The organism is Verrucomicrobium sp. GAS474 (genome assembly GCF_900105685.1).
GTDB lineage: Bacteria > Verrucomicrobiota > Verrucomicrobiia > Methylacidiphilales > GAS474 > GAS474.
On the sequence record NZ_LT629781.1, the window covers coordinates 1,024,780 to 1,046,700 of the forward strand.

At 66.5% G+C, this 21,921-nt stretch carries 18 protein-coding genes; 9 read left to right on the plus strand and 9 right to left on the minus strand.

Annotated features, from left to right (window positions below):
• Positions 1-852: 852 nt before the first annotated feature.
• From dnaN to BLU04_RS04275, 6 genes are all read right to left on the minus strand, one after another.
• Positions 853-1,947: a DNA polymerase III subunit beta gene (gene dnaN / locus BLU04_RS04250; RefSeq protein ID WP_093282642.1), complete on the minus strand. Its 1,095-nt coding sequence runs from the start codon at positions 1,945-1,947 to the stop codon at positions 853-855.
• Positions 1,948-2,720: 773 nt separating this feature from the next.
• Complete coding sequence (locus tag BLU04_RS16805; RefSeq protein ID WP_093282645.1) at positions 2,721-4,214, minus strand: PAS domain-containing protein; 1,494 nt, start codon at positions 4,212-4,214, stop codon at positions 2,721-2,723.
• Positions 4,215-4,369: 155 nt separating this feature from the next.
• Positions 4,370-6,223, minus strand: a complete 1,854-nt coding sequence (locus BLU04_RS04260) for an ATP-binding cassette domain-containing protein (protein ID WP_093282647.1) — start codon at positions 6,221-6,223, stop codon at positions 4,370-4,372.
• A gap of 49 nt (positions 6,224-6,272) precedes the next feature.
• A complete protein-coding gene (locus tag BLU04_RS04265) occupies positions 6,273-6,887 on the minus strand; it encodes a DUF2062 domain-containing protein (RefSeq protein WP_093282649.1) in 615 nt (204 codons plus the stop codon).
• A 70-nt stretch (positions 6,888-6,957) separates the two neighbouring features.
• Positions 6,958-8,832 carry a tRNA uridine-5-carboxymethylaminomethyl(34) synthesis enzyme MnmG gene (mnmG, locus tag BLU04_RS04270; protein ID WP_093282651.1) on the minus strand — a complete coding sequence of 625 codons (1,875 nt, stop codon included), beginning with the start codon at positions 8,830-8,832 and terminating at the stop codon, positions 6,958-6,960.
• Positions 8,833-8,915: 83 nt separating this feature from the next.
• On the minus strand, positions 8,916-9,746 hold the full coding sequence (locus BLU04_RS04275) for an alpha/beta hydrolase (protein WP_093288450.1): 831 nt from the start codon (positions 9,744-9,746) through the stop codon (positions 8,916-8,918).
• A 454-nt stretch (positions 9,747-10,200) separates the two neighbouring features.
• Between BLU04_RS04275 and BLU04_RS04280 the strand changes: the two genes are divergently transcribed.
• From BLU04_RS04280 to BLU04_RS04295, 4 genes are all read left to right on the plus strand, one after another.
• The gene (locus BLU04_RS04280; RefSeq protein ID WP_093282654.1) at positions 10,201-10,896 is read left to right on the plus strand and encodes a hypothetical protein; all 696 of its coding nucleotides are present in this window, start codon (positions 10,201-10,203) and stop codon (positions 10,894-10,896) included.
• Positions 10,886-11,188, plus strand: coding sequence for a transcriptional regulator (locus tag BLU04_RS04285; protein WP_093282656.1), 303 nt, complete (start codon positions 10,886-10,888; stop codon positions 11,186-11,188). Before BLU04_RS04280 ends, BLU04_RS04285 begins: the two co-directional genes overlap by 11 nt.
• A gap of 61 nt (positions 11,189-11,249) precedes the next feature.
• On the plus strand, positions 11,250-12,935 hold the full coding sequence (locus tag BLU04_RS04290; protein WP_093282659.1) for a DUF4173 domain-containing protein: 1,686 nt from the start codon (positions 11,250-11,252) through the stop codon (positions 12,933-12,935).
• A gap of 476 nt (positions 12,936-13,411) precedes the next feature.
• Entirely contained in the window at positions 13,412-14,026 is a 615-nt protein-coding gene (locus tag BLU04_RS04295) for an NUDIX hydrolase (protein ID WP_093282661.1), read from the plus strand.
• 159 nt (positions 14,027-14,185) lie between these two features.
• Here the strand turns inward: BLU04_RS04295 and BLU04_RS16295 are convergent, their stop codons facing one another.
• The gene (locus BLU04_RS16295; protein ID WP_157895112.1) at positions 14,186-14,500 is read right to left on the minus strand and encodes a hypothetical protein; all 315 of its coding nucleotides are present in this window, start codon (positions 14,498-14,500) and stop codon (positions 14,186-14,188) included.
• A 276-nt stretch (positions 14,501-14,776) separates the two neighbouring features.
• Here BLU04_RS16295 and BLU04_RS04305 point away from each other — a divergent pair, with 276 nt between their 5' ends.
• The 4 genes from BLU04_RS04305 to dusB all read left to right on the plus strand — a co-directional run bounded on the left by BLU04_RS04305 (position 14,777) and on the right by dusB (position 18,622).
• Positions 14,777-16,162: a replication-associated recombination protein A gene (locus BLU04_RS04305; protein ID WP_093282665.1), complete on the plus strand. Its 1,386-nt coding sequence runs from the start codon at positions 14,777-14,779 to the stop codon at positions 16,160-16,162.
• Positions 16,163-16,169: 7 nt separating this feature from the next.
• The gene (locus BLU04_RS04310; RefSeq protein WP_093282668.1) at positions 16,170-16,559 is read left to right on the plus strand and encodes an ankyrin repeat domain-containing protein; all 390 of its coding nucleotides are present in this window, start codon (positions 16,170-16,172) and stop codon (positions 16,557-16,559) included.
• A 69-nt stretch (positions 16,560-16,628) separates the two neighbouring features.
• A complete protein-coding gene (locus BLU04_RS04315; protein WP_093282670.1) occupies positions 16,629-17,435 on the plus strand; it encodes a TIGR00282 family metallophosphoesterase in 807 nt (268 codons plus the stop codon).
• An 8-nt stretch (positions 17,436-17,443) separates the two neighbouring features.
• On the plus strand, positions 17,444-18,622 hold the full coding sequence (dusB, locus tag BLU04_RS04320; protein WP_093282673.1) for a tRNA dihydrouridine synthase DusB: 1,179 nt from the start codon (positions 17,444-17,446) through the stop codon (positions 18,620-18,622).
• 311 nt (positions 18,623-18,933) lie between these two features.
• Here dusB and BLU04_RS04325 read toward each other — a convergent pair whose 3' ends face one another.
• Positions 18,934-20,151, minus strand: coding sequence for a J domain-containing protein (locus BLU04_RS04325; protein ID WP_093282675.1), 1,218 nt, complete (start codon positions 20,149-20,151; stop codon positions 18,934-18,936).
• A 43-nt stretch (positions 20,152-20,194) separates the two neighbouring features.
• Positions 20,195-21,052 (minus strand): hypothetical protein, encoded by an 858-nt coding sequence (locus BLU04_RS04330; protein WP_093282678.1) that lies wholly within the window; start codon positions 21,050-21,052, stop codon positions 20,195-20,197.
• 87 nt (positions 21,053-21,139) lie between these two features.
• On the opposite strand from BLU04_RS04330, the gene BLU04_RS04335 reads away from it, so the two are divergent.
• Positions 21,140-21,907: a MotA/TolQ/ExbB proton channel family protein gene (locus tag BLU04_RS04335; RefSeq protein WP_093282680.1), complete on the plus strand. Its 768-nt coding sequence runs from the start codon at positions 21,140-21,142 to the stop codon at positions 21,905-21,907.
• Positions 21,908-21,921: the final 14 nt, after the last annotated feature.

Genomic DNA, 21,921 nt, shown 5'->3' on the forward strand with positions numbered 1-21,921 from the left:
ACACTCTCCACCACGGCTGAATCTGGGATCGTCTCTCGAAATCTGTCCCCAGTGTCGGCAAGGAATCGCTTTTTCTCCCAAGCAGTCTCGGGATCTTTCCGAATGGGACGCCCACGTGGCAAAAGCCGTGGGAAGCTTAGTCGCGCTAGAAAAACCGATGCGAATGAATTCACCGGCACTCATCGGCGAAGGAATCCGGAATGCTCTGCCTACTTGGTCGCAGGGAGAAATCACCCGAATGCTGGGAGTTTCCGACAACCGTTTTGCCTTGCTGCGTTCCCGCAACAAGACGTTGCCTTTGGAGTTTTTGTGCCGGGTTTCGTTTGTCCTTCGTGTCAGCGTTCCATCTCTTCTAACAGGAGATCCGGACACCTGGACTCCGGCAAGCCCGAGAAAAGGCCTTTGGAAGCAGGCGCAGCGGCTTTTGGTCGAGAGTGATCCACTCCTTCGGCAATGTCTTGAGCAACTCATCGATGAAGGATGCCCCTCCCTTCGAGAGGCCTCGCTTCGCTTGGGGAGATCGCGGACGACGCTGTTGCGCCATTTTCCGGAAGAGTGCTCCGAACTGCTGAGACGGTCTGGCAATCGTTACGCGTGGCGCATTCCAAAAGTCGTGGAGACGGCACCGCGTCTTTTATAACCCTCTCGGCAAAAACTCTCGCCTTATGGCTGAGCTATTTTTAGGAGGCTTAAAAACAGCCGTTCGAGCGAAAAATCGGTTTCCGCAATTTCTCTTAACTCCTGATCTTCAGAATCTTCTGCGCTTTAAGTATAAAACGCACGATGCTGTTTTGAAGCATAACCTGCGGATTTTTCGCAAGTTATGCTTTTTCTGACAAGATGACGGGAGGACTAGGCCGTCCGCATCGGCATGATCACGTACAGGAAGGGCTTCTGGTACTTGATGACGCCGGGGCTGAGTTCGTCGATGAAGTCGAAGAAGATCTCGTCGCTCTCGATGTTCTTCAACGGGTCCATGAGGAAGTAGGGGTTGAAGGCGATGGTGAAGTCCTTGCCGGTGTAGGCGATGGAGAGGGTTTCCTTTGCTTCGCCGACGTCGGGGGTGTTCGAGCTGATCTCGAGGTTGTTCTTCGAGAAGGCGAGCTTGATCGAGGTCGACTTGTCGTTGGCGAGGAGGGAGACGCGATGGACGGCGCTGAGGAGGACGTCGCGGTCGAGGACGATGCGGTCCTTGGCCTCGGCGGGGATGACCTGGCGGTAGTTGGGATACTTGCCGTCGATGAGTTTGGAGAAGATGACGACGTTGCCGAGGTCGAAGACGATCTGGTTCTCGGAGAGGGAGAGGGTCAGGGGCTCGTCGCCGCCGAGGACGCGCTGGAGCTCGTTGACGGCCTTGGTGGGGAGGATGACGTCGCCTTCGTTGCCGGGAGGGAATTCGAGTTCCTGCTCGATGAGGGCGAGGCGGCGGCCGTCGGTGGCGACGACGGTGAGCTTGCCTTCCTTGAAGGAGAGGAGGACGCCGTTGAGGACGTAGCGGCTCTCGTCCTGGGACATGGCGTAGGAGGTCTTCTTCAGCATCTCCTTGAAGGTGCCCTGGGTGAGCTTGAAGACCTTGGCGCCGTCGGTCTTGGGGAAGGCGGGATATTCTTCCTCGGGGAGGCCCATGATGCGGAAGAAGGAGGCGCCGGAACGGATGAGGGCGTTCTGCTTGGAGTCGACCTCGATGGTGATCTCGGAGGCGGGGAGTTCCTTGGCGATGGAGAAGAGGCGGCGGGCGGGGAGGGTGGTGCCGCCGGCTTTCTCGACGGTGGCGTCGACGACGGCGCGGATGCCGACGTCGAGGTCGGTGGCGGAGACGGTCAGCTTGCCGTTCTCGACCTTCAGCAAGGCGTTGGAGAGGATGGGGAGGGTCGTCCGGTTGGTGACGACGTTCTGGACGGCCTGGAGACCGTTAAGGAGGGCTTCCTTGCTGATGATGCACTTCATGATGGGGGTGACTCGGTTTGGTGTGTTGGGATCGGTCGATTTCGGGGATGGGTCTCGGGCTCGGCTCTGTTATTTGAAAAAAGTTCGTTTCGTTTTCTTCATCTTCTTCTAGGTGCGAATAACACGAGAAAGGAGAGTCAAAGAGCTTACAACGATGGGATTAGGAATCTTACAGGATGTGAGAAACTTTCAAGCGAATAGCGAAGAGGGAAGAGGAAATCGGAGGGTAAAATGGGTTATTGGAGGAAGGAGGGGAGATGTTGGAAAGTTGTTGGAAGGTTACCCGCAGAGTGTTGGAGGAAGAGAGACGCCGAGGCTTCGCCGATAGGAGTCAGGCCGCATGGGTACTGCTCCCCCTACAGTACGTACCCTCGGGCGTACCGGAACCATCCGATTTTAATCCAGTGAGGAGATAAGGCGCAGGGGGAAACGCGTCCGCCTAGTTGAGGCCCTCAGAACAGGAGGTCACGGAGGGGCGAAGCCCCTCTGTGGCTATAAAGCGGGTTACCTCCAGCTGTACCGGGTCGACCGCGCAGGTCCCGAAGGGCCGCCCCGCTCCGTGGCGCCTCCCAGCGTATATCTCCCATACGCCTCATCCCCCAAGCGTCCCTACCCCGGCCGCCAGATCAAAACCGGTCTCTCCCGCAATTTCTCCCGTTCCGCCTCCTTTTCCCTGCGCGCCCATTCCGCTGCGGAGAGGATCAGCGGCATCCCTTCCGTGCGCGTCGGCTTCGTTCCCTTTTTCCCGTTGCGCCTTCCCCGTCCGTATCCCTTCATGGGGTCGGGCTCTCCCCCGGGGCTCCCCATCCGATGAAGCAATGATATTCCCGCCCTCCGAGGGAGAGGGCGTGGGCGGTCGCCTCGGCGCTGAGGAGGGTTCCATCGCGGGTCTGGAAGGTGGTCTCGATCTGAAACGTGCCGTAGTCCCGCGCCTCGGTCCGGTGGAGGGACCAGGCGGCGTGGCCGAGGGCGGGGGCGATCTCGCTGATGTGGCGTCCGCGCAGGAGGGTGAGGGGGCGGCTGAGGGCCTCGCAGAAGGGCCGGTTTGCATGGAGGAGATGGCCTTCGCCGTCGGTCCACATCACCCATTCGCCGCCTGCCGTGACGCCCATTGTCTGGCCCCGGCCTCGGCTTCGTTCACCGAGGCGATCGAGGGCGAAGTAGGCGAGGGCCGCGCCCGCGCCGGTTTCCTCCCGCAGCGCGGCGTTGCGGAAGGCGAGGACGACGGCGCCGCTCTGGCCCCACGGGATCGGCGCGGCGTGGAGATCGACGGGGAGCGGCGGGCGATGGTCGGCGGGGGTCGGCGCGGATGAAGGGGATGTCTCCAAATGAGCCGCTTCCTGCCGCAGAAAATAACGGCCTTCGACGATCCCGCCTTCCTCGCGGAGCCGGAGGAGGAGGCGGTCGGCCTCGGCCTCCGCCTCGGGCGGAAAAAGGGCGGAGAGATGGCGGCCGACGAAGGGAACGGGAAGGGCCTCGCCGCCGGGATTCGCCGGAGAAGGATTGGGCGGGACGGCCGCCGGATGGAGGAGGGCGACGAGGGCGCGGTTCACAAGGAGGAGGGTGCCGGTCGCGCTTTGGACGGCGGCGAGGGGGATCGGCGCGTGGTCGAAGAGGGACCGGTATTTTTCCTCCGAGGCGCGGAGGCGGCGGAGCTCGCCGTCGCGCTCGCGCTCGAGGCGGGCCTGCCACAGCGTTTCCTGCGCCTGCCCGGAGAGGCGGACGGTGGCCCGCGCATGGGCCTGCTGCGAGGCGCGGCGGAGGGCGCGGTCGACGAGGAGGGGGAGGGCGGCCCAGTCCCGCTGGGCGAGGAGATCGGTCGCCCCGGCGCGGAGGGCCTCGACGGCGTCCTCGGCCTCGATCTTCCGGACGAGGAGGAGGAGCGGGACGTCGGGGAGGTATTCGCGGATCAGCCGCAGGAGGGCGAGGCGGCCGGTGAGGCCGAGGGTATCGTCGTCGAGGCAGAGGATGAGGTCGGGCGGGATCGGATGATCGGGGGCGTCAGCCGATTCCGCGGGAGCCGGGGTTTCGGGCTCGAACGCCAGGAGGCGGGGAAGGGGGCCGCCGGTCGATTGCAATAAAGGGAGGAGGGAGGCGAGGGAGACCCAATGCCACTCGTGGGAGCGGCCTTCGTGGGAAGCGACGGTGTCGATCCGGGCGAGGTGGGATTGGGCGGCCTGGCGGTCGTGGGCGAGAACGAGGCCGCGGCAACGGGGGAATCCGGGATGGGAGCGGTCGGCTGTCGTCCGGTTTACCAATGTCTCCATTCGCGATAGAGAATACTATAAAAAGTAAATAAATGTCCACCATTATTGATACTAATATCGGCTTGGATGGGATCTTGTGTGAATGCCGACACACCCCGGAGGGGGTCGGGACCGAAAAAGAGGGTATAGCCCCCTTGCCGCCGATCAAAACGCCTCTAAACGGCCTCCAAGGCCGCGCGTTTGGCTTCGAGCTCTTCCCAACGGGAAAAGGCGGTCGCGATGCGGGCTTCGAGGGCGGTCAACTCGGCTTGGACGGCGGAAAAGGCTTTGCCCGTCGGGTCCTGCTGGTAAAGGGCGGGATCGGCGAGTTTCGCGGCGAGGGCGGCCTGCTCGACCTCGTAGGCTTCGAGCTGGGCGGGGAGTTCCTCGAGCTCGCGCTTCTCCTTGTTCAGCATCTTCGCCTCCTTCCCCTTCGGAACGGGAATGGCGGCGGTCTTGGAAGTCGCCTTCGAGGTGACGGTGAGGTTGGCGGTCGCCTCTTTCTCGGCGGCGCTCTGCTTCAGCCAATCGGCATAGCCGCCGATGTACTCGCCGACGCGGCCGCCGCCCTCGAGGACGAGGGTCCCGGTGACGACGTTGTCGAGGAAGGCGCGGTCGTGGGAGACGAGGATCAGCGTCCCCTCGAACTGGACGAGGAGCTCCTCGAGGAGTTCGAGCGTCTCGGCGTCGAGGTCGTTCGTCGGCTCGTCCATGACGAGGACGTTCGCGGGCTGGAGGAAGAGCCGGGCCAGGAGGAGCCGGTTCCGCTCGCCGCCGGAGAGCCGCTTCGCGGGCATCCGGATGCGGTCGGGGTGGAAGAGGAAGTCGGAGAGGTAGCTGTGGATGTGCTTCGCGCGGCCCTGGAACTGGACGGTCTCGGCATCGCCGGCGACGTTCTGGGCGACGGTCTTCGCGTCGTCGATCTGGTCGCGGAGCTGGTCGAGGTAGACGATCTGGAGATTGGTCCCGAGCTTCACCTCGCCCGAGTCGGGGGCGAGCTTCCCGAGGAGGAGCTTCAGCAGGGTCGTCTTGCCGCCGCCGTTCGGCCCGATGAGGCCGATCTTGTCGCCGCGCCAGAGGGTGGTGGTGAGGTTCGCGACGATCGGTTCGCCGTTGCCGTTCGGGTAGCTGAAGGAGATATCCTTCGCCTCGATGACCTTCTGGCCGGAGAGGGAGCCGGTGGAGACCTCGATCTTCGCGGTTCCCTGGCGCTCGCGGCGCTGGCTCCGCTCGACGCGCATCGCCTCGAGGGAACGGACGCGGCCCTCGTTGCGGGTGCGGCGGGCCTTCACGCCCTGGCGGATCCACGCCTCCTCCAGCGCCAGCTTCTTGTCGAAGGTGGCCCACTGCTTTTCCTCGGCCTCGAGCCACGCGGCCTTGCGGATGAGGTACTCGTCGTAATTGCAGGCCCAGCTCGAGATCTTGCCCCGGTCGAGCTCGACGATCCGGGTGGCGAGCTTCCGGAGGAAGGAGCGGTCGTGGGTGACGAAGAAGAGGGTCGGCTTCGCCTTCAGGAGGAATTCCTCGAGCCAGAGGATCGAGGCGAGGTCGAGGTGGTTCGTCGGCTCGTCGAGGAGGAGGAGGTCGGGCTGGCCGGCGAGGGCCTTCGCCAGGAGGACGCGCCGCTTCAGACCGCCGGAGAGGGAGCCGAAGGGGGCGTCGGTGTAGGTGATGAGGCCCATGTCGGTCATCAGGTCTTCGAGGCGGACGTCGGTCTCCCACTGTTCCTCGTGGCCGTGGGTCTCGATGTCGGGATGGAGGCCGCTGCGGATCATGTCGATCACGGAGCCGGAGAGATTGCCGGGGACTTCCTGGTCGAGGCGCGTCGTCCACGTCCCGGCCTGCCGGATCACCTCGCCGCTGTTCGGGGTCTCCTCGCCGGTGAGGAGGCGCATGAGGCTCGTCTTCCCCGCGCCGTTGCGGCCGAGGAGACAGACCCGCTCGCCCGCGTCGATCTGGAAGTCGGCGGCGTTGAGGAGGGGGTTGGCGTCGTATTTGAGGGTGACGCCGCGGAGTTGGAGGAAGGGCATGGGGAGGGGGGGCCGGTGGGCCGTGGGGAGGGTGAAAAGGGGGAAGGACTCAGGATTCGTCGTGGCCGTGTTTCCCGGTGACGTCGAAGCTGACCCCCCCGTCGGCGAGGAGACGGGCCTTTTCACGCTGCCGCCGCTCGTACCAGTTCAGGAGGCGGAGGGTGGCGAAGTAGGTGATGACGCAGAGGGGGAGGGAAAGGATCGAGGTGCCGACGAGCATCGGATAGAGCGACTTCAGGAGGATGATGAGGTGATGATAGAAATTGTGGCCGACCTCGGAGAGGTAATGGAGGGTGACGCCCAGGTCTTCCCACCAATCCTCGGGGGCCTCGACGACGGGGAGGCGGACCTGCTTCACCAGCTTCGGATGGGCGACGTTATGGCGGTGGAGGAGGAAGTTCCCGAGGTGATATCCCGCCATGAGGAAGAGGGGATAGATCGGGAGGAAGAGATCGTGGAGGGTGACGGCGACGAGGGCGGCGATCTTGTTCGCGCGGGTGACCCAGGCGGTGAGGAAGGAGCAGAGGGTCTTCAGCCCGAAGAGGGGGGTGAAGCCCCAGAAAAACCCGATGGCGATGCCGAGGGCGATGGCGTGCTTGCTCCCCTTCTGGGTGGCGACGAGGTGGAGCTTCCCCTTGATCCAGGAGATCACTTTGGTTTTCATGCGAAAATCGGAAGGAAAAGGGAGACCGACTTATTGTTCCACGTGGAACAATAACCCCGATGAGGGGGGTTCAAGCTTTACCTGTAGGCCCCCGCTTTGTCCAGACAAGGAGCAAAGCAATATCACTTGGGTTGATCCCACTCATGCGGGCCGCCTGGCCGAAGGTCCGGGGGGCGATCGCCTTCAGCTTCGCCCGGGCCTCGGTCTTCAACCCCTGGATCGCGTCGTAGTCGAGCCAGGCCGGGATCTCCTTTTCCTCGCTCGCCCGGGCCTTCTCGATCTGGAGCCGCTCCCGGTCGATATACCCGGCATACTTGATCTCGGTCTCGATCTGGACGGCGACGTCGTCGGGGATCGAGCGGAAGGCCTCGGGGAGGTGGCTCCAGTCGTAGTCGGGCCGCTTCAGCCAGACGGAGAGGGGCTGGTTCAGGCCGTCGCGGTCGAGCTTCGTCGCGGCGAGCTCGGCCCGGGCGCTCTCGATCCGGGCGCGCTTCTCGCGGAGCTTCTCGACGCGGCGGGGGGAGGCGAGGCCGATCTCGGCCCCGATCTCGGTCAGCCGGAGGTCGGCGTTGTCCTGCCGGAGGAGGAGGCGGTGCTCGGCCCGGGAGGTGAACATCCGGTAGGGCTCGGTCGTCCCCTTCGTGACGAGGTCGTCGACGAGGACCCCGATATAGGCCTGGTCCCGTCCGAGGAGCATCGGCGGCTTCCCCTGGGCCTTCCGCGCGGCGTTGATCCCGGCGTAGAGGCCCTGGGCCGCCGCCTCCTCGTAGCCCGAGGTCCCGTTCAGCTGTCCGGCGAAGAAGAGCCCCTCGACCCGCTTCGTCTCGAAGGAGGAGTGAAGCTGGGTCGGCTGGCAGAAGTCATACTCGACGGCGTAGCCGGGCCGGACGATCTCGGCGTTCTCGAGCCCGGGGATCGAACGGATGAAGGCGTATTGGACCTCGAAGGGGAGGCTGGTCGAGCAGCCGTTGATGTAATACTCCCCGGTATGGAGCCCCTCCGGCTCGAGGAAGATCTGGTGCCGGTCCTTGTCGGCGAAGCGGACGACCTTGTCCTCGATCGAGGGGCAGTAGCGGGGGCCGACCCCCTCGATCACCCCGCAATACATCGGCGACTTGTCGAGGTTGGCCCGGATGATCTCGTGGGTCTGCTCGGTCGTGTGGGTGATCCAGCACGGCAATTGTTCCACGTGGAACATTCCGTTCGACCAATAATTGAGGGTGAAGAGGTCGTTCTTTCCCTTCTCGATCGATTCGGGGAGGTAAGAGAAGAGAGGTGCGGGGACGTCGCCGTGCTGGGGGGCCATCTTCGAGAAGTCGATCGACGGGCCGTTGAGGCGGGGAGGGGTCCCGGTCTTCAGGCGGCCCAACTCGAAGCCGAGGCGGCGGAGGGCATCGGAGAAGCCGCTCGCCCCGTCGCCCATCCGGCCCCCGGCCTGGTTCTTCAACCCGACGTGGAGGAGCCCCTGGAGGAAAGTCCCGGTGGTGACGACGACGGTGCGGGCGCGATAAGTCACGCCAAGCTGGGTCACGATTCCGGTGATCCGGTCATTCTCGACCACGAGGTCGGCGATGTGGCCCTGCTTCAGGTCGAGGTTCGGTTGATGCTCGATCGTCGCCTTCGCCCGGAATTGGTAGGCCTTCTTGTCGCACTGGGTCCGGGGGGCGCGGACCGAAGGTCCTTTACCTGCGTTAAGCATCCGGAACTGGATTCCCGTCGCGTCGGCATTGAGCCCCATCTCCCCGCCGAGGGCGTCGATCTCCCGGACGAGGTGGCCCTTCGCGAGGCCGCCGATCGCCGGGTTGCACGACATCTGCCCGACGGTGTCGAGGTTCATCGTCAGGAGGAGCGTCCGGCACCCCATCCGGGCCGCCGCCAGCGCCGCCTCGACCCCCCCGTGGCCGGCGCCGACAACCGCGACGTCGTAATGGGTGGGATAGATCATGGGCTTCGGGGAAAGCCGGTCAGCTTATCCGAAAGCGGGAGGCGAGGCAAGGCCACCCCGTGCCGTTCCCTGCAGAACAGCCTTTAGCCGTCGAGCCAGGGGAAGAGCGGCCACCGCGTCGCGAGCCAGCGGAGCGCCTGCGGGGCCCAGGCGTGGTTCGCCAGCCCGAGCCCGTGTGCGCCCTTTTCATAGACGTGGAGCGCGAAGGGGACTCCCTGCGCCCGGAGGGCCGAAGCGAAGGCGATGCTGTTCTCGACCGGGACGGGGGCGTCCTCGACCGTGTGCCAGAGGAAGGTCGGCGGGGTCCGGGGGGTGACCTGCTTTTCCGCGCTCAGCTCGCGCCAGAGCGATTCGGGCGCATCGGGGCCGAGGAGGTTCGTCCGGGAGCCGACGTGGGTGAACGATTCGACGAAGGAGATGACCGGGTAGCAGAGGATGCCGACATCGGGACGGGAGGAGACCCGCTCGACCGGATCGGCGGCCGTCGCGTCCCCGGCGGTCCATTTCGTGAGGAGGGTCGAGGCGAGGTGGCCGCCCGCCGAGGAGCCGATCACGCCGATCTTGCCGGGATCGATGCCGAGGGCGGCGGCGTTCGCGCGGAGCGTGCGGAGCGCCCGGGCCGCGTCGTCGAGCATCGCCGGATGGCGATACCCCGTCGAGCCGAGGCGGTAATTGAGGACGAAGGCCGAGATCCCGTTCCGGGCGAACCACTCCGCATAACCCTGCCCCTCATGCCCCGCGTGAGTGCCGTAGCCGCCCCCCGGGAGAACGAGGAACGCCGGATGGGCCGCCCCATCAGCCCGTTTTCCCCCCCAAGCCGGGAAGGGAGTCAGCTTCGGTTCATGAAGATCACCGGAACCCAGAGAGCCGGGAACCGTCGTCCAGATGGGAAAAGGGGCAGTGAGAGAGGCCATCTTCGAGGGATAACGCCGGAAGGGGGCAAGAGGCAAGTCAATAGGAGAGGGGGATCATAGCAGTAAGAACACCGTGGTATCCCAAGCGCCGATCTTCCAAACGCCCCTCTCCCATACGCTTCTCTCCCGATAGGAGTCAGGGCGTATGGGTACCGCTCCCCCTTCAGTACGTACCCTCGGGCGTACTGGAACCATCCGATTTTAATCCAGTTCGGAGACGAGGCGCAGGGGGAAACGCGTCCGCCTAGTTGAGGCCCTCAGAACAGGAGGTCACGGAGGGGCGAAGCCCCTCTGTGGCGTTAAAGCGGGTTACCTCCAGCTGTACAGGGTTGACCGCGCAGGTCCCGAAGGGCCGCCCCACCCCCTAGCGCCCCCCACCGTGCATCTCCTAAGCCCCCCCCCAAAAAAAATCCCCTTGCCCCCCACCAACTTTGTGATACAAAGTACCAACATCATGACTGACTCACGGACTGCCGAGGAGAACCTGAATCTCATCCGTTCCCTCATGGAACGCTCGACCCTTTACCGGACGGTTTCGGTTCCCGGCGCGGCGTGGGGCGGGTTTCTGAGTGTCGGGGCCTGGCTGGTCTCGCGGGGTTGGGATTTGGAAAACCCGCAGGGGCGCCACACGTTCCTCGGCCTTTGGATCGTCGTCCTCGCGCTCACCGTCGCGGGGAATCTCTTCTTCCTCACCCGCGAGGCGCGGCAGACCGGACGGGCGACGTTTTCGCCCGGATACTGGACGGCGGGCCGGAGCCTCTTCCCCTCCTTTTTCTGTGCCGGATTCTTCACCCTCGCCCTGGGGTTCTTCCCCCTGGGGCGCGCGGCGGCGGCGGCGGTGCCGTTCCTGCTCGCGCTGATCTGGATTTTATTCTACGGCCTCGGCCTCCTCGCCACGCAGCATTTCGCGCCGCGTTCCATCGTCGTGCTCGGCGGGCTGTTCCTGCTGACGCCGCTGCTCTGGCTGCTGATCGTCGGCTCCCTGACGGTTTATGCTCCCGATTCCTGGCTCCGCGCCCACCTGCCGGTCCATCCCTCCGCCCTCATGGCCCTCACCTTCGGCGGCTACCACCTCGGCTACGCGCTGATCGTCCCTCTGCTGGAGCGGAAGAACGGGCCGGGGAAGGAGGAACCGCCCCATGGACTTTGACCGCCTCGACAAGACGATCCACGAGAAGAGCCGTCTCGCGATCCTTTCGCTCCTCGCCGCGCCCGCGCGGTCCGATTGGCCCTTCGCCGACCTCAAGGCCGAGCTGAAGATGAGCGACGGCAACCTCGTGACCCATCTCCGTACCCTCCACCAGGCCGGATACGTGGCGATCACGAAGGAGGTGACCGACCGCCCCCTCACGCGGTACGCCCTCACCGAAAAGGGCCGCACCCACTTCAAGGAATACATCGATCTGCTCGAACAAATCATCCGGCAGACGCGGGGCCTCTGACCCGCGCTTCTTCTTCGTCTCCACACACTTTGCCACACAAAGTTAACCTGAAAAACCGCGCATGAATATCCTGACTCCCACCGCCTCCGCTCCCACCGGGATGCCTGCCGTGACACCGGCTTCCTCGGCTCCCGCCTCCTCGTATTCAACCCTGCGCTCGGGCCGGGTGGTGGCCGCGCTGGTGATGGCGGTCGCGGCCTCCGATTTTCTGGTTACGGGTTCGTTGGGGGAGCCCTTGCTCGTGCCGGGGACCGGCTTCGGCTGCTTCTTTGCCGTGCTGGCCGGGTTGATCCTCTGGGTGCGGCCTGCGGAAAACCGGCGGGCGATGCCGCTTTGGCTCCCCCCGCTCTTCGCGGGAGCGGTGGGGGCGGCGGTCTTCGATTGCTCGTTCACGAATTTTTGCGTCCTCGCCGTCCTCCTCTTCGGGCTCGCCGGGGCGACGTTCTTCGCCGGGCCGGGCTATTTCTGGCAGCAGGTGCTGGCGCAGACCGCAGCCTACGTCGGCGCGCCGCTGCGGCCCGTGATCGTCGGGGGCGATTTTCTCCATGCCTGCTTCGCCTCCCGCGCCGCCGCCGGGGAGGGGAAGCCGGGCCTCCGCCGCCGCTTCTTCCGCCTCGCCTCGGTCTTCCTTCCGGCGGCGGCGCTCGCCCTGCTCTTCGCCTTCTTCCTGGGGACGGGGAATGCGGTGCTGGGATGGTGGTTCGGCCATGGCTTCGGCGCGCTTTGGAAATGGGTGACGGGCTTCGACCTCTCGGCGGCCCGGCTCTTCGGCTGGTTCGCCGCGGGGATCGTCGTCCTCCCCCTCCTCGCTCCGGCGCGGCGGCGGGGCTCGTGCTATTTCGGCTGGGGCTGGACGACGCGGCTCCACCGCTTCGCCGACGCCCCGTCCCCGGCGGCGGCGCGGACGAGCGACCTCCGCGCGCTCGCCATCCTCGGCACGCTGAACGCCCTCTTCCTCGCCGCGAACGCGATCGACCTCCGCTACCTCTGGCTCCGGCAGGCGATCCCGGAAGGGGTGAACGCGGCGCAGTTCGTCCATGCCGGGACCGGCCTCCTCATCTGCACCACGCTCCTCACCGGCGTCGTCCTCGCCCTCCTCTTCAACCGCGCCCCGGCGCGGACGGCGGGGAGGGCCGTCCGGCTCCTCGCCTACGGCTGGATCGCGCAGAATCTCTTCCTCCTGGCGAGCGTCGTTCTCCGGCTGAAGCTCTACACCGACGCCTACGGGCTGACCGACACGCGGCTCAGCCTCCTCGCCTTCCTCCTCCTCGTCGCGGCGGGATTCGCCCTCCTGACGGTGAAGATCGCCCGGGAGAAATCGGCGGCGTGGCTCCTCGGCGGGTGCGCCACGGCGGCCTTCGTCCTTTTCTACGGCGTCCAGTTCCTCGACTTCGGCGGGATCGCCGCCCGGTACAACGTCGCCCGGTGGGAGGCCGATCCGGGAGCGTCCGCCCCCCTCGACGTCGGCTACCTCGCCAACGTCGGTTCGGGCGGATGGGAACCGCTCCGCCGCGTGGCTGAAAGCGCCCGCGCCCACCCGGCAGCCGCCGACCAGGCGCGGCGCGCGCTGGAGCAGGCCCGGGCGCGGTTCGATACCGAGGCGGGGCGGAAGGATTGGCGGTTGTGGCAGGGGAGGGCGGCGAGGAATCGGGTTTTTCTCGATTTCCTTCCTCCGGGTCCGGCGCTGCTTCAGGAGGGTGCTTCGGGGCCCGGGTCGGGGGAGATGGTTCTTCCTAGCCGTCCTTAGGATGGATCTCTCTTCGGGAGGGGGCGCGGGTTGGCGGGGGGTGCTCCTTCGGGACCGGGCAGAGACCCTGTACAGCTGGAGGCCACCCGCGCGTTTTTAAAGATGCAAGAGGGGCTGCGCCCCTCCTGCACCTCCCCCTCTGATAGGCCTGAACTGGAAAAACTGTTTCTCTTCAGGCGGCACCTCGTGATATGGCCACCGTCCGCTAGTTCCCCGCAGCGCTTGGGAGGAACTACGCGTCCTAGTGCGGAGGAAGAGGACAGAAATATAGGGCAAATACCCTAGAAAAGGCCCTATTACGAAAAAGATTCAGAAGACCGTACCTTTTTTTGAACGAAACGGCGGTTGCGGTATCTATCCCTTTGTTAGCAGCAGCGTTTGTTTCTTCTCCTTTGTTGAAAAAAAGAGGGCGCCCCGGTCGGGGCGCCTCTTTTTTTTGCCTTTTTTCCTCCTCCGTTCTGCTTGGATGGCAGGCCATGGCGCGTACCCTTCTTGAAATCTCCCGCGAACTGGCCGCGATCTCCCAGGCGGGGCTCGCCTACAGCCGCGATTTCCATGACCGGGAACGGTTCGAGCAATTGCGCGGCCTCGCCTCGGAACTGGTGCAGGCGCTCCCGGGCAAGGCCGACTTCGCCTGGCCTTCCGGGGAGGGGTATCCGACGCCGAAGGTCGACGTCCGCGCCCTGGTGATCCGGGGCGGGGAAATCCTCCTCGTCCGCGAGAGGGCGACGGGCCGCTGGTCGGCCCCCGGCGGCTGGGCCGACGTGAACCTGACCCCGGCGGAGAACGCCCGCAAGGAATGCCGCGAGGAGGCGGGCATCGAGATCGAGGTGGAGCAGCTCTCGGCGGTCCTCGACCGGGACCGGGCGGGCCACCTGCCGATCGCCTGGTCGGTCTACAAGCTCTACTTCCTCTGCCACCCCCTCGACGACACGCCCGTCGCCGCCGGTCCCGAAGTCCTCGACGCCCGCTACTTCCGCCGCGAGGCCCTCCCCGACGACCTCGACCTGGAACGGATCACGGCCGAGGAAATCGAGCGCGGCTTCCGCCTCCGGGAAGAGGGTTCGATTCCGACGTTCTTCCAGTCCTAATCCGCCTCCATGGATCATCCCCAGAGTCCCCCTCCTCGCTTGCCGAAGTTCGTCTCGGATGGGTTTCTTTTCTTCCGGGTCCCGCCGGGGCTCTGGCGGGGATGCTGGATACTCTTCCTTTTGCTGATCGTGATCTTGTTCGGTGCCGCAATCCGGGGCCTAGGCTATCTCCTGCTGCAGATCCCTCATGTCCAGGCCGCGTTCGGCCTCCTGCTCCTCGCGGTTATCATCGACGCCGGGGTGAATTATGGGGCGCGCAAGAAGGCGACGCCGAAACAAAAACTTCTGAAGGAAATCCAACTCCGTCTCGATCCGTTCCTGGCCGCCCGGGGATTCCACCGGCTCACCGGGGAAGAGCGGCCCGACCGGAACCCGTTGCTTTATTACTTCGTCCGGGAAGACGGCGGACGGACTGATCTCCTGCGGCTCCAATTCGACAAATACGGAAGGGCGAAGTTCTCCATCCGTCTGCAAGAAGGCACACGGCAGGCCGCCTTGGTTCCGTCACGGTATTCTTTCGGCTGGTTCCGACCCCGGAAACTTTTCGTCCTTTTCGGGCCCCGCGGTTACCCCGCGGTCGTTCGCCGGATTGAGCGGCTTTTCCCTGAATGCGAGGCGTTCTGGAGAGGCGGGGACGAGGGGCCTCATCTTCGGCGCCCCCTTGTTCTTCCCCCGGCCCGCAAGCCCGACGCCGGTTCCTGAATGGTTCCGCCGCTTGCACCGCTTATCTCGAGGCGGTAGTTTTCCCGCGTGGATCTCTTCTCCGTTCCCGATTCCCCCTCTTCCTCCTCGGCGCGCAGCCAGAAGGCGGCGGACGAGCGGCGGGCGAATCCCCGGGCTCCCCTCGCGGCGCGGCTCCGGCCCCGGACGCTCGACGAGGTCCACGGGCAGGAACATCTCCTCGGTCCCGGCAAGCCGCTCCGCCGCCTGATCGAGGCCGATCGCCTCACCTCGATCCTCCTCTTCGGCCCGCCCGGCGTCGGGAAGACCTCCCTCGCGGAGGCCATCGCGGCGTCGACGCAAAGCCGCTTCGAGCGGTTGAACGCCGTCGAGGCGACCGTCGCGACGTTGCGGCAGGCCCTCGCCGCCGCCGATCTCCGCTTCCGGCAGGGCGGGACGCGGACCCTCCTCTTCATCGACGAGATCCACCGCTTCAACAAATCGCAGCAGGACGTCCTCCTCCCCGACGTCGAGAGCGGCGCGGTCTGCCTCATCGGGGCGACGACCCACAATCCTTCCTTCTACGTGAACGGGCCGCTCGTCTCCCGCTCCCAGGTCTTCGCGCTGGAGCCGCTCCCGGAGGAGACCCTCTCCGTCCTGATCGACCGCGCCCTGACCGACAAGGAGCGGGGCCTCGGCACCCTCCCCATCGACCTCGATCCCGCCGCCCGCGCCCACCTGATCCACGTCTCCGAGGGCGACGCGCGGCGGCTGCTGAACGCCCTCGAACTCGCCGCCCTCAGCACGCCGCCGCTCAAGACGGGGGAGAAGGCGGGCCGCATCGTCGTCGACCTCGCCGCGATCGAGGCCTGCGTCCAGCGGAAGGTCCCCGTCTACGACAAGGACGAGGACGGCCACTACGACACGATCTCCGCCTTCATCAAGTCGGTCCGCGGCAGCGACCCCGACAGCGCGATCTATTGGCTCGCGAAGATGCTCGTCGCCGGGGAGGACCCCCGCTTCATCGCGCGGCGGCTCGTCATCCTTTCCGCCGAGGACATCGGGATGGCCGACCCGCGCGCGATCTCGGTCGCCGTCGCGGCGCAGCAGGCCTTCGAGTCGCTCGGCATGCCCGAGGGCCGCATCCCCCTCGCCGAGGCGACGGTCTACCTCGCCACCGCGCCGAAGAGCAACGCCGCCTACATGGCCCTCAACGCCGCGATGGAGGCGGTGAAGACCGAGAGCACCGTCGCGATCCCGAAGGCCCTCCGCGACGCCCATTACAAGGGGGCCGAGGCCCTCGGCCACGGCAAGGGCTACCAGTACAGCCACGATTACGAGGGGGCGATCTCCGGGACCGAGTTCGGCGTCGCCCCCGGCACCTTCTACACGCCGACGGGACGCGGATACGAAAAGATCGTGAAGGAGCGGCTCGATTACTGGCTCGACCTGAAGAAGCAAAGACGGGAAGAATAACGTCGTCATGCATCCCTTGATCGCCGCCGTTCTCGGGAAGGATTGGGACGCCTTGAAGACACTCGCCGCGTCGGGGGAGGGCCTCGACGACACGGACGAAGAGGGCTTCTCGGCCCTCACCCACGCCGCCCATCGCGGGAACCTGGAAGCCGCCCGCATCCTTCTCGACGCCGGGGCCGATCCCGATGTCCAGGACGCGAAGAACACCTTTCCCACGCCGCTGAGCGCCGCCGCCTTCCACGGCCATTTTTCCATCGTGAAGCTCCTGGTCGCGCACGGGGCCGACGTGACGCGCTGCGCCGGGCTCTGGCAGGTCCCGGCGGAGGTCTACGCGCGGCGGCAGGGACACCACGCCGTCTCGGAGTACCTCCAGTACTGCCAGCCCCGCGAGGCATAGGGTGCGTCGCTCCGCGCCGATTTCTTTCTCGCCCTCCGGCGGCAAAGGCGGGAAGAATAGCCGCCTCCCATGAAAGTCATCTTCCTAGGCGATGTGGTCGGCGAGCCGGGCCGCGACGCCCTCCGCGTCGCCATCCCCCGCCTCAAGGAGCAGTACGCGCCCGACATCGTCGTCGTGAACGGGGAGAACGCCGCCGGCGGCCACGGCATCACCCCGCGCCTCGCCTACGACCTCATGCGGGCCGGGGCCGACGCCGTCACCCTCGGCGACCACACGTGGGACCAGAAGGAAATCTTCGGCTTCTTCGCGCAGGAGCCCCGGCTCATCCGCCCGATGAACTACCCGCCCGGGACGCCCGGCCAGGGCTGGGTCATCGTCCAGGGGAACGGCAAGAAGCTCGCCGTCATCAACGCGCTGGGCCGCACCTTCATGGGGCCCGACGTCGACAATCCGTTCCTCATGATCAAGCCGCTCCTCGAGGGCCTCCGCCGCGAGACGCCGTGCATCCTCGTCGACTTCCACGCCGAGGCGACCTCGGAGAAGATCGCCTTCGGCCGCCACATCGACGGCCAGGCGAGCGTCGTCGTCGGCACCCACACCCACGTCCAGACCGCCGACGAGACGATCCTCCCCGGCGGCACCGCCTACCTGACCGACGCCGGGTTCACCGGCGCGCACGACGGCGTCATCGGCCGCGAGGTCGCGCCGGTCATCCAGAAATTCGTCACCCTCATGCCGAGCAAGTTCCCCCTCGCCACCCAGGGCCTCCAGGCCGACGGCCTCTTCGTCGAGATCGACGAAGAGACGGGCCGCGCCCTGCGGATCGAGCGCTTCCAGGCGAAGGTCTCCGCGCAGGCCGTCGCGGAGGCGAAGTAACCCTGCCTATGACGACCCTCGGCGCCGATCTCCAGATTGGCTCCGTCCGGCTCGACGGGAACCTGATCCTCGCGCCGCTGGCGGGGTATACGAACCTGCCCTTCCGCCTCGTCATCCGCGAACTGGGGCGGGAGAAATTCGGCGGCTTCGGCGGGGTCGGCCTCTGTGTCACCGACCTCGTCAACGCCCGCTCCCTCGTCGAGCGGAACCCGAAGGCCCTGCAGCTCATCGCCAGCCGCCCCGAGGACCGGCCCCTCTCGGTCCAGCTCTTCGGCTCGGTCCCGGAGGAGATGGTCGAGGCGGCGAAGTTCGTCGAGCAGCAGGGGGCGGCCCTCATCGACATCAACATGGGATGCCCCGTCCGCAAGGTCTGCAAGGTCGGCGGCGGCTCCGCGATGATGACCGAGACGGCCCGCACCGCCGCCCTCGTCGCCGGGATGGTGAAGGCCGTCGGCGTCCCGGTGACCTGCAAGATGCGCCTCGGCTGGGACGACGCGAACCTCACCGCGCCCGAGCTGGCCCGGGCGCTGGAGGAGGCCGGGGCCGCCGCGATCATGATCCACGGGCGGACCCGGGCGCAGGGCTTCGACGGGACGGTGAACCTCCCCGGCATCCGCGCCGTCGTCGAGGCGGTGAAGTCGATCCCGGTGATCGGGAACGGCGACGTGACGACGCCCCAGGCCGCGCGGGCGATGCTCGAGGAGACGGGATGCGCGGGCGTCTCGATCGGGCGCGGCGCGTTCTACGATCCGTGGCTCTTCTCCCGCATCCGCGCCTACCTGGCGACGGGGACGATCCCGCCCGAGGCCTCGTTCGGGGAGCGGGTCCGGGTGATGACGCGCCACCTCGACCTCATGGTCGAGGTCTTCGGCGAGGCCCACGGCTGCCGCCTCTTCCGCAAGGTCGCCCCGTGGTACACGAAACGCTTCGGCCCGAGCGCCTTCTTCAACAAGCGGGTGGTGCGGCTGAACGACCGCGCCGAGTACGACGCGATCCTCGGGGAGTACCTCGCGTGGCGCGCCCCATTCCTCGACGCCGACGGCGTCACCCTCCAGGCGAAATTCGCGCCGCCGCCGATGGCGGAGAATTTCTCCCGCATTCCGCTGGGGAGCGATGCCGCCGATAATCCCGAGGCGGCGAATCGGACGGCGATTCCGGTGCCGTCGGGGCCGCAGGAGTGGTGGTAGGGGGTGGGGGGTGGGGCGGCCCGTTGGGGCTGGCGGGGTCGACCCTGTACAGCTGGAGGCGACCCGCTTTATAGCCCAAGAGGGGCTTTGCCCCTCCTGGAACCTCCCCTTCGGAGGGCCTTGGCTAGGCGGACGCGCTTGGGCGGCGCCTCGTCTCCTAACTGGATTAAAATCCGCTGCTTCCCGAGCGTCCGAGGGTACGTACTGAAGGGGGAGCAGTACCAAGACGCCCTGACTCCTATTGGGAGAGGGCTCTATGGGAGAGGACTGCTTGGGAGAGTATCGCCTTCCGAAGGAGGTGGCGGCTTCCCCTACCGCGCCGTCTTGCTCTTTGCTTTGGCTGCTGTCTCGGGTTTTGCCTTGGCGGTAGCAGGAGCCGTCTTCGGCTTTGGCTTCGCGCTCTTCTTGCCCTTGGGCTCTTCCGCTTCGGGGTGGGCGGGGGCTTTTTTCGGTTTGGGCTCTTTCTCTTTTCTTCCCGTCGTTTCCTTCCCGTGCGCTTCCTTGAAGCCGGGGTAGAAGCGTTCCGCGTCGTGCTGCCATTGGGCGACTTTCGCCTCGAGGTCGGCGACTTCGGCGCGGGCGTGCTGGATCTGGTTCGGGAGGGTCTTCGCGGTGTGGCGGTGGAGGCGGTCGAGCCGTTCCTCGGAATCGACGAAGGTGGAGAAGGCCCAGCCGGGATCCTTCTTCAGGTGCATCACCTTCTGCGTCTGCCGGTGGATCGAGGTGCCGAGGCGGGCGGCGCGGTCGAGGATGTGGGAGACGGGGATGTCCTGCCCCTTCAGGAGCGCGGTCTCGTCCTCCTCGTCGCCGAGGCAGAGGGTCTCGATCGATTCGAGGAGCTCGAGGTCGCCCGCCTGGTAGGCGTGCTGGGCGGCGTGCCACCGCTCCCGCATGAGGGGGGTGACTTCGGCGTTGTGATCGGGGTGGAGGCGGCGGACGAGGGCGCGGTAGGCGCTTTTCAACCGAGCTTCCTTTTCGGCGGGGAGCTTCGGGCCGCGGCGGCCGCCGGAGGAGGACTGCCCTTCCTCGTCGCCGTCGCCGGCGGAGGCCTCGGCCTCCTCGGGCTCGGGTTCGGGCTCGTCGGGGTCTTTCTCCCCTTCCTTCGCCTGCTCCTCGGCGCGGCGCTTCAGCTCGCGCTCCAGGATATCGCGGTAGGCGGCGGCGCTGCTCTGGCTGTTGAGCCAGGTCCGGGTCTCGACCTCGAAGATGAGGTCGCGGAGGCGGTTGACCTCGGCGCGGGCGCTCCGCAGCTCGGCGACGAGGGGGCCGAAGTTCGCCTGGAGCCACTGCTCGTACTTCGGCTTGTCCTCCTGGTGGAAGCGGGCGGCGAGGCGCTGGAGCTCGGCGAAGCGGTCCCGGGCCTGCTTGTACTTCTTCCGGGCCTCGGCGCGGATCGGGCCGGCGTCGAGGAGGACGAGGGGGCCGAAGCGGGCGTGGAGGAGGATCGCCGCCGCCGGGGAGGCGAGGACGCTGCTGGGGCGCGCCGGGCGGCCGCTTTGTTTCAGGTATCGGGAACGGAAGGCAGTCATGTCACTCGCGGAATCGGGGGGGAAGGTATCGACTGCAAATAAGCTATAACCGGGCCAAATCCCGGAAAACTTCTCCGGCGACGCGGAAGGCGCCCCGCCAGGAATAGCGGAACCCGTCGCCGACGCCTTCGCGCGTCAGGACGCCGACCTGGACGTTGTAGTGGAGTTGCCGCGCCAGCACCGTCTCGAGGCGGCGGCGGACCGGCTCGAGGCCGACGGCGGGGAGGAGCGCGGCGGCGGCGGCCTCCACCCCGTTCAGCCGGAGGAGTTCGCCGTGCTCGTCGAAGAGGTCCTCGAGCGTCGGGCAGCGGAGCGCCCGGTGGAGGGTGAGGCGGGGCGGGGTCTTCAGGCCGTAGCTGAGGGGATAGTTCCACGTCATCCAATACCGGCCATGGCCCCGGCCCCCCTCCTGCGAGAGGAAGGCGGCGAAGTGGAACCCGCCCGCGCTTTCCCCGTTGCCGCCGTTCTCCCCGATCCAGCCGACGAAGGCCTGGTGGAGGCCGTCCTCGCGGTCGAAGAGGCGGAAGAATTGGCGCTGGGGGGCGGGGAGGAGGTCGCAATCGCCGACGTGGCGGAAGCCGAGGGCCTCCATCTCCCCGGTCAACGCCTCGAGGTCGGGGAAGGCCCCGCTTCCCACGGGGGTGAAGGCGTCCTCGAGGCGGCGGACGCGGGGGATCTGGAGGCGGCGGAGGACCGAGATCAGCTCCCACAGGGGGAAGACGATCCAGAGGAGGAGCCCCGCGAGGCCCGCCCACCAGGCCCCGGAGAGGGCCCAGACGAGGACGCCGGTGCTCAGCCAGAGGACGAGGAAGCCGATCTTCCGGGCCGCCACGGGACGGAACTGGAGGAGCCCCACCCCGAGGCAGACGAGCGCGAGGCAGAGGAAAAGGTGCGGAACCATGAGAAAAGAGGAGCCTGGGCTATTGGGCTAATTACAAGCGTTCAAGATTTGACGCCCCCCGCGTTCGATCCCAAACTGATACAGAGTATGGGTTCTTCCTTGATGGTCAATTTTTTTGCGGCGGGCGGGCTTCTCTTTGCTTTCGAGCACTCGACCCCCGCGGGGCGCTTCGTCATCGGCACGCTCCTCATCGCCTCCCTGGTCAGCTGGTCGGTCATCGCCTCGAAGTGGAGCGAGATCCGGCTGGCGAAGAAGCAGACCGCCCGCTTCCTCGCGAAATTCCGGGCGAGCCGCAAGCCCCTCCAGGTCTTCCTCTCCCGCGAGACCTTCCACGGCTCCCCCATCTACGAGGTCTACCGCGCCGGGTGCCGCGAGCTCTGCTACCACCTCACCGGCTCCGCCGAGATCGACGAGATGACCGTCCAGCGCCTCGCCTCGGCCCCGCCCCTCTCGCCGACCGCCTTCAGCGCCGTCGAGTCGGCCCTCGGCCGGGAGGTCGGCGTCCGCGGGCTCCAGCTCGACGCCCGGATGATCTTCCTCGCCACCGCCGTCAGCGGCGGCCCCTTCCTCGGCCTCCTCGGCACCGTCTGGGGCGTCATGGACACCTTCAGCGACATCGCCGAGGCGGGCAAGGCGAGCCTCGCCGCGATGGCCCCGGGCGTCTCCGGCGCCCTCATCACCACCGTCACCGGCCTCCTCGTCGCGATCCCCGCGATGTTCGGCTACAACTACCTCGTCTCGACGATCCGCAGCCTCACCGTCGAGATGGACAACTTCGCCGCCGAGCTCGCCGCCTCCTTCGGCCACCGCTACGCGGCCGGGGAGTCGTTCGCCGCGAGGGCCGATCGGGAGTAAGGGGATTCACTCCC

Excerpts from the sequence above, each read along its gene's own strand:
- BLU04_RS04285 (WP_093282656.1), top strand. The coding sequence starts at position 10,886 with ATGGACTTTGACCGCCTCGACAAGACGATCCACGAGAAGAGCCGTCTC.
- BLU04_RS04295 (WP_093282661.1), top strand. The coding sequence starts at position 13,412 with ATGGCGCGTACCCTTCTTGAAATCTCCCGCGAACTGGCCGCGATCTCC.
- BLU04_RS04290 (WP_093282659.1), top strand. The coding sequence starts at position 11,250 with ATGAATATCCTGACTCCCACCGCCTCCGCTCCCACCGGGATGCCTGCC.
- BLU04_RS04265 (WP_093282649.1), bottom strand. The coding sequence starts at position 6,887 with ATGAAAACCAAAGTGATCTCCTGGATCAAGGGGAAGCTCCACCTCGTC.
- dusB (WP_093282673.1), top strand. The coding sequence starts at position 17,444 with ATGACGACCCTCGGCGCCGATCTCCAGATTGGCTCCGTCCGGCTCGAC.
- BLU04_RS04260 (WP_093282647.1), bottom strand. The coding sequence starts at position 6,223 with ATGCCCTTCCTCCAACTCCGCGGCGTCACCCTCAAATACGACGCCAAC.
- BLU04_RS04315 (WP_093282670.1), top strand. The coding sequence starts at position 16,629 with ATGAAAGTCATCTTCCTAGGCGATGTGGTCGGCGAGCCGGGCCGCGAC.
- BLU04_RS04325 (WP_093282675.1), bottom strand. The coding sequence starts at position 20,151 with ATGACTGCCTTCCGTTCCCGATACCTGAAACAAAGCGGCCGCCCGGCG.
- mnmG (WP_093282651.1), bottom strand. The coding sequence starts at position 8,832 with ATGATCTATCCCACCCATTACGACGTCGCGGTTGTCGGCGCCGGCCAC.
- BLU04_RS04330 (WP_093282678.1), bottom strand. The coding sequence starts at position 21,052 with ATGGTTCCGCACCTTTTCCTCTGCCTCGCGCTCGTCTGCCTCGGGGTG.
- BLU04_RS04275 (WP_093288450.1), bottom strand. The coding sequence starts at position 9,746 with ATGGCCTCTCTCACTGCCCCTTTTCCCATCTGGACGACGGTTCCCGGC.
- BLU04_RS04335 (WP_093282680.1), top strand. The coding sequence starts at position 21,140 with ATGGGTTCTTCCTTGATGGTCAATTTTTTTGCGGCGGGCGGGCTTCTC.
- BLU04_RS16805 (WP_093282645.1), bottom strand. The coding sequence starts at position 4,214 with ATGGAGACATTGGTAAACCGGACGACAGCCGACCGCTCCCATCCCGGA.
- BLU04_RS04310 (WP_093282668.1), top strand. The coding sequence starts at position 16,170 with ATGCATCCCTTGATCGCCGCCGTTCTCGGGAAGGATTGGGACGCCTTG.
- dnaN (WP_093282642.1), bottom strand. The coding sequence starts at position 1,947 with ATGAAGTGCATCATCAGCAAGGAAGCCCTCCTTAACGGTCTCCAGGCC.
- BLU04_RS04280 (WP_093282654.1), top strand. The coding sequence starts at position 10,201 with ATGACTGACTCACGGACTGCCGAGGAGAACCTGAATCTCATCCGTTCC.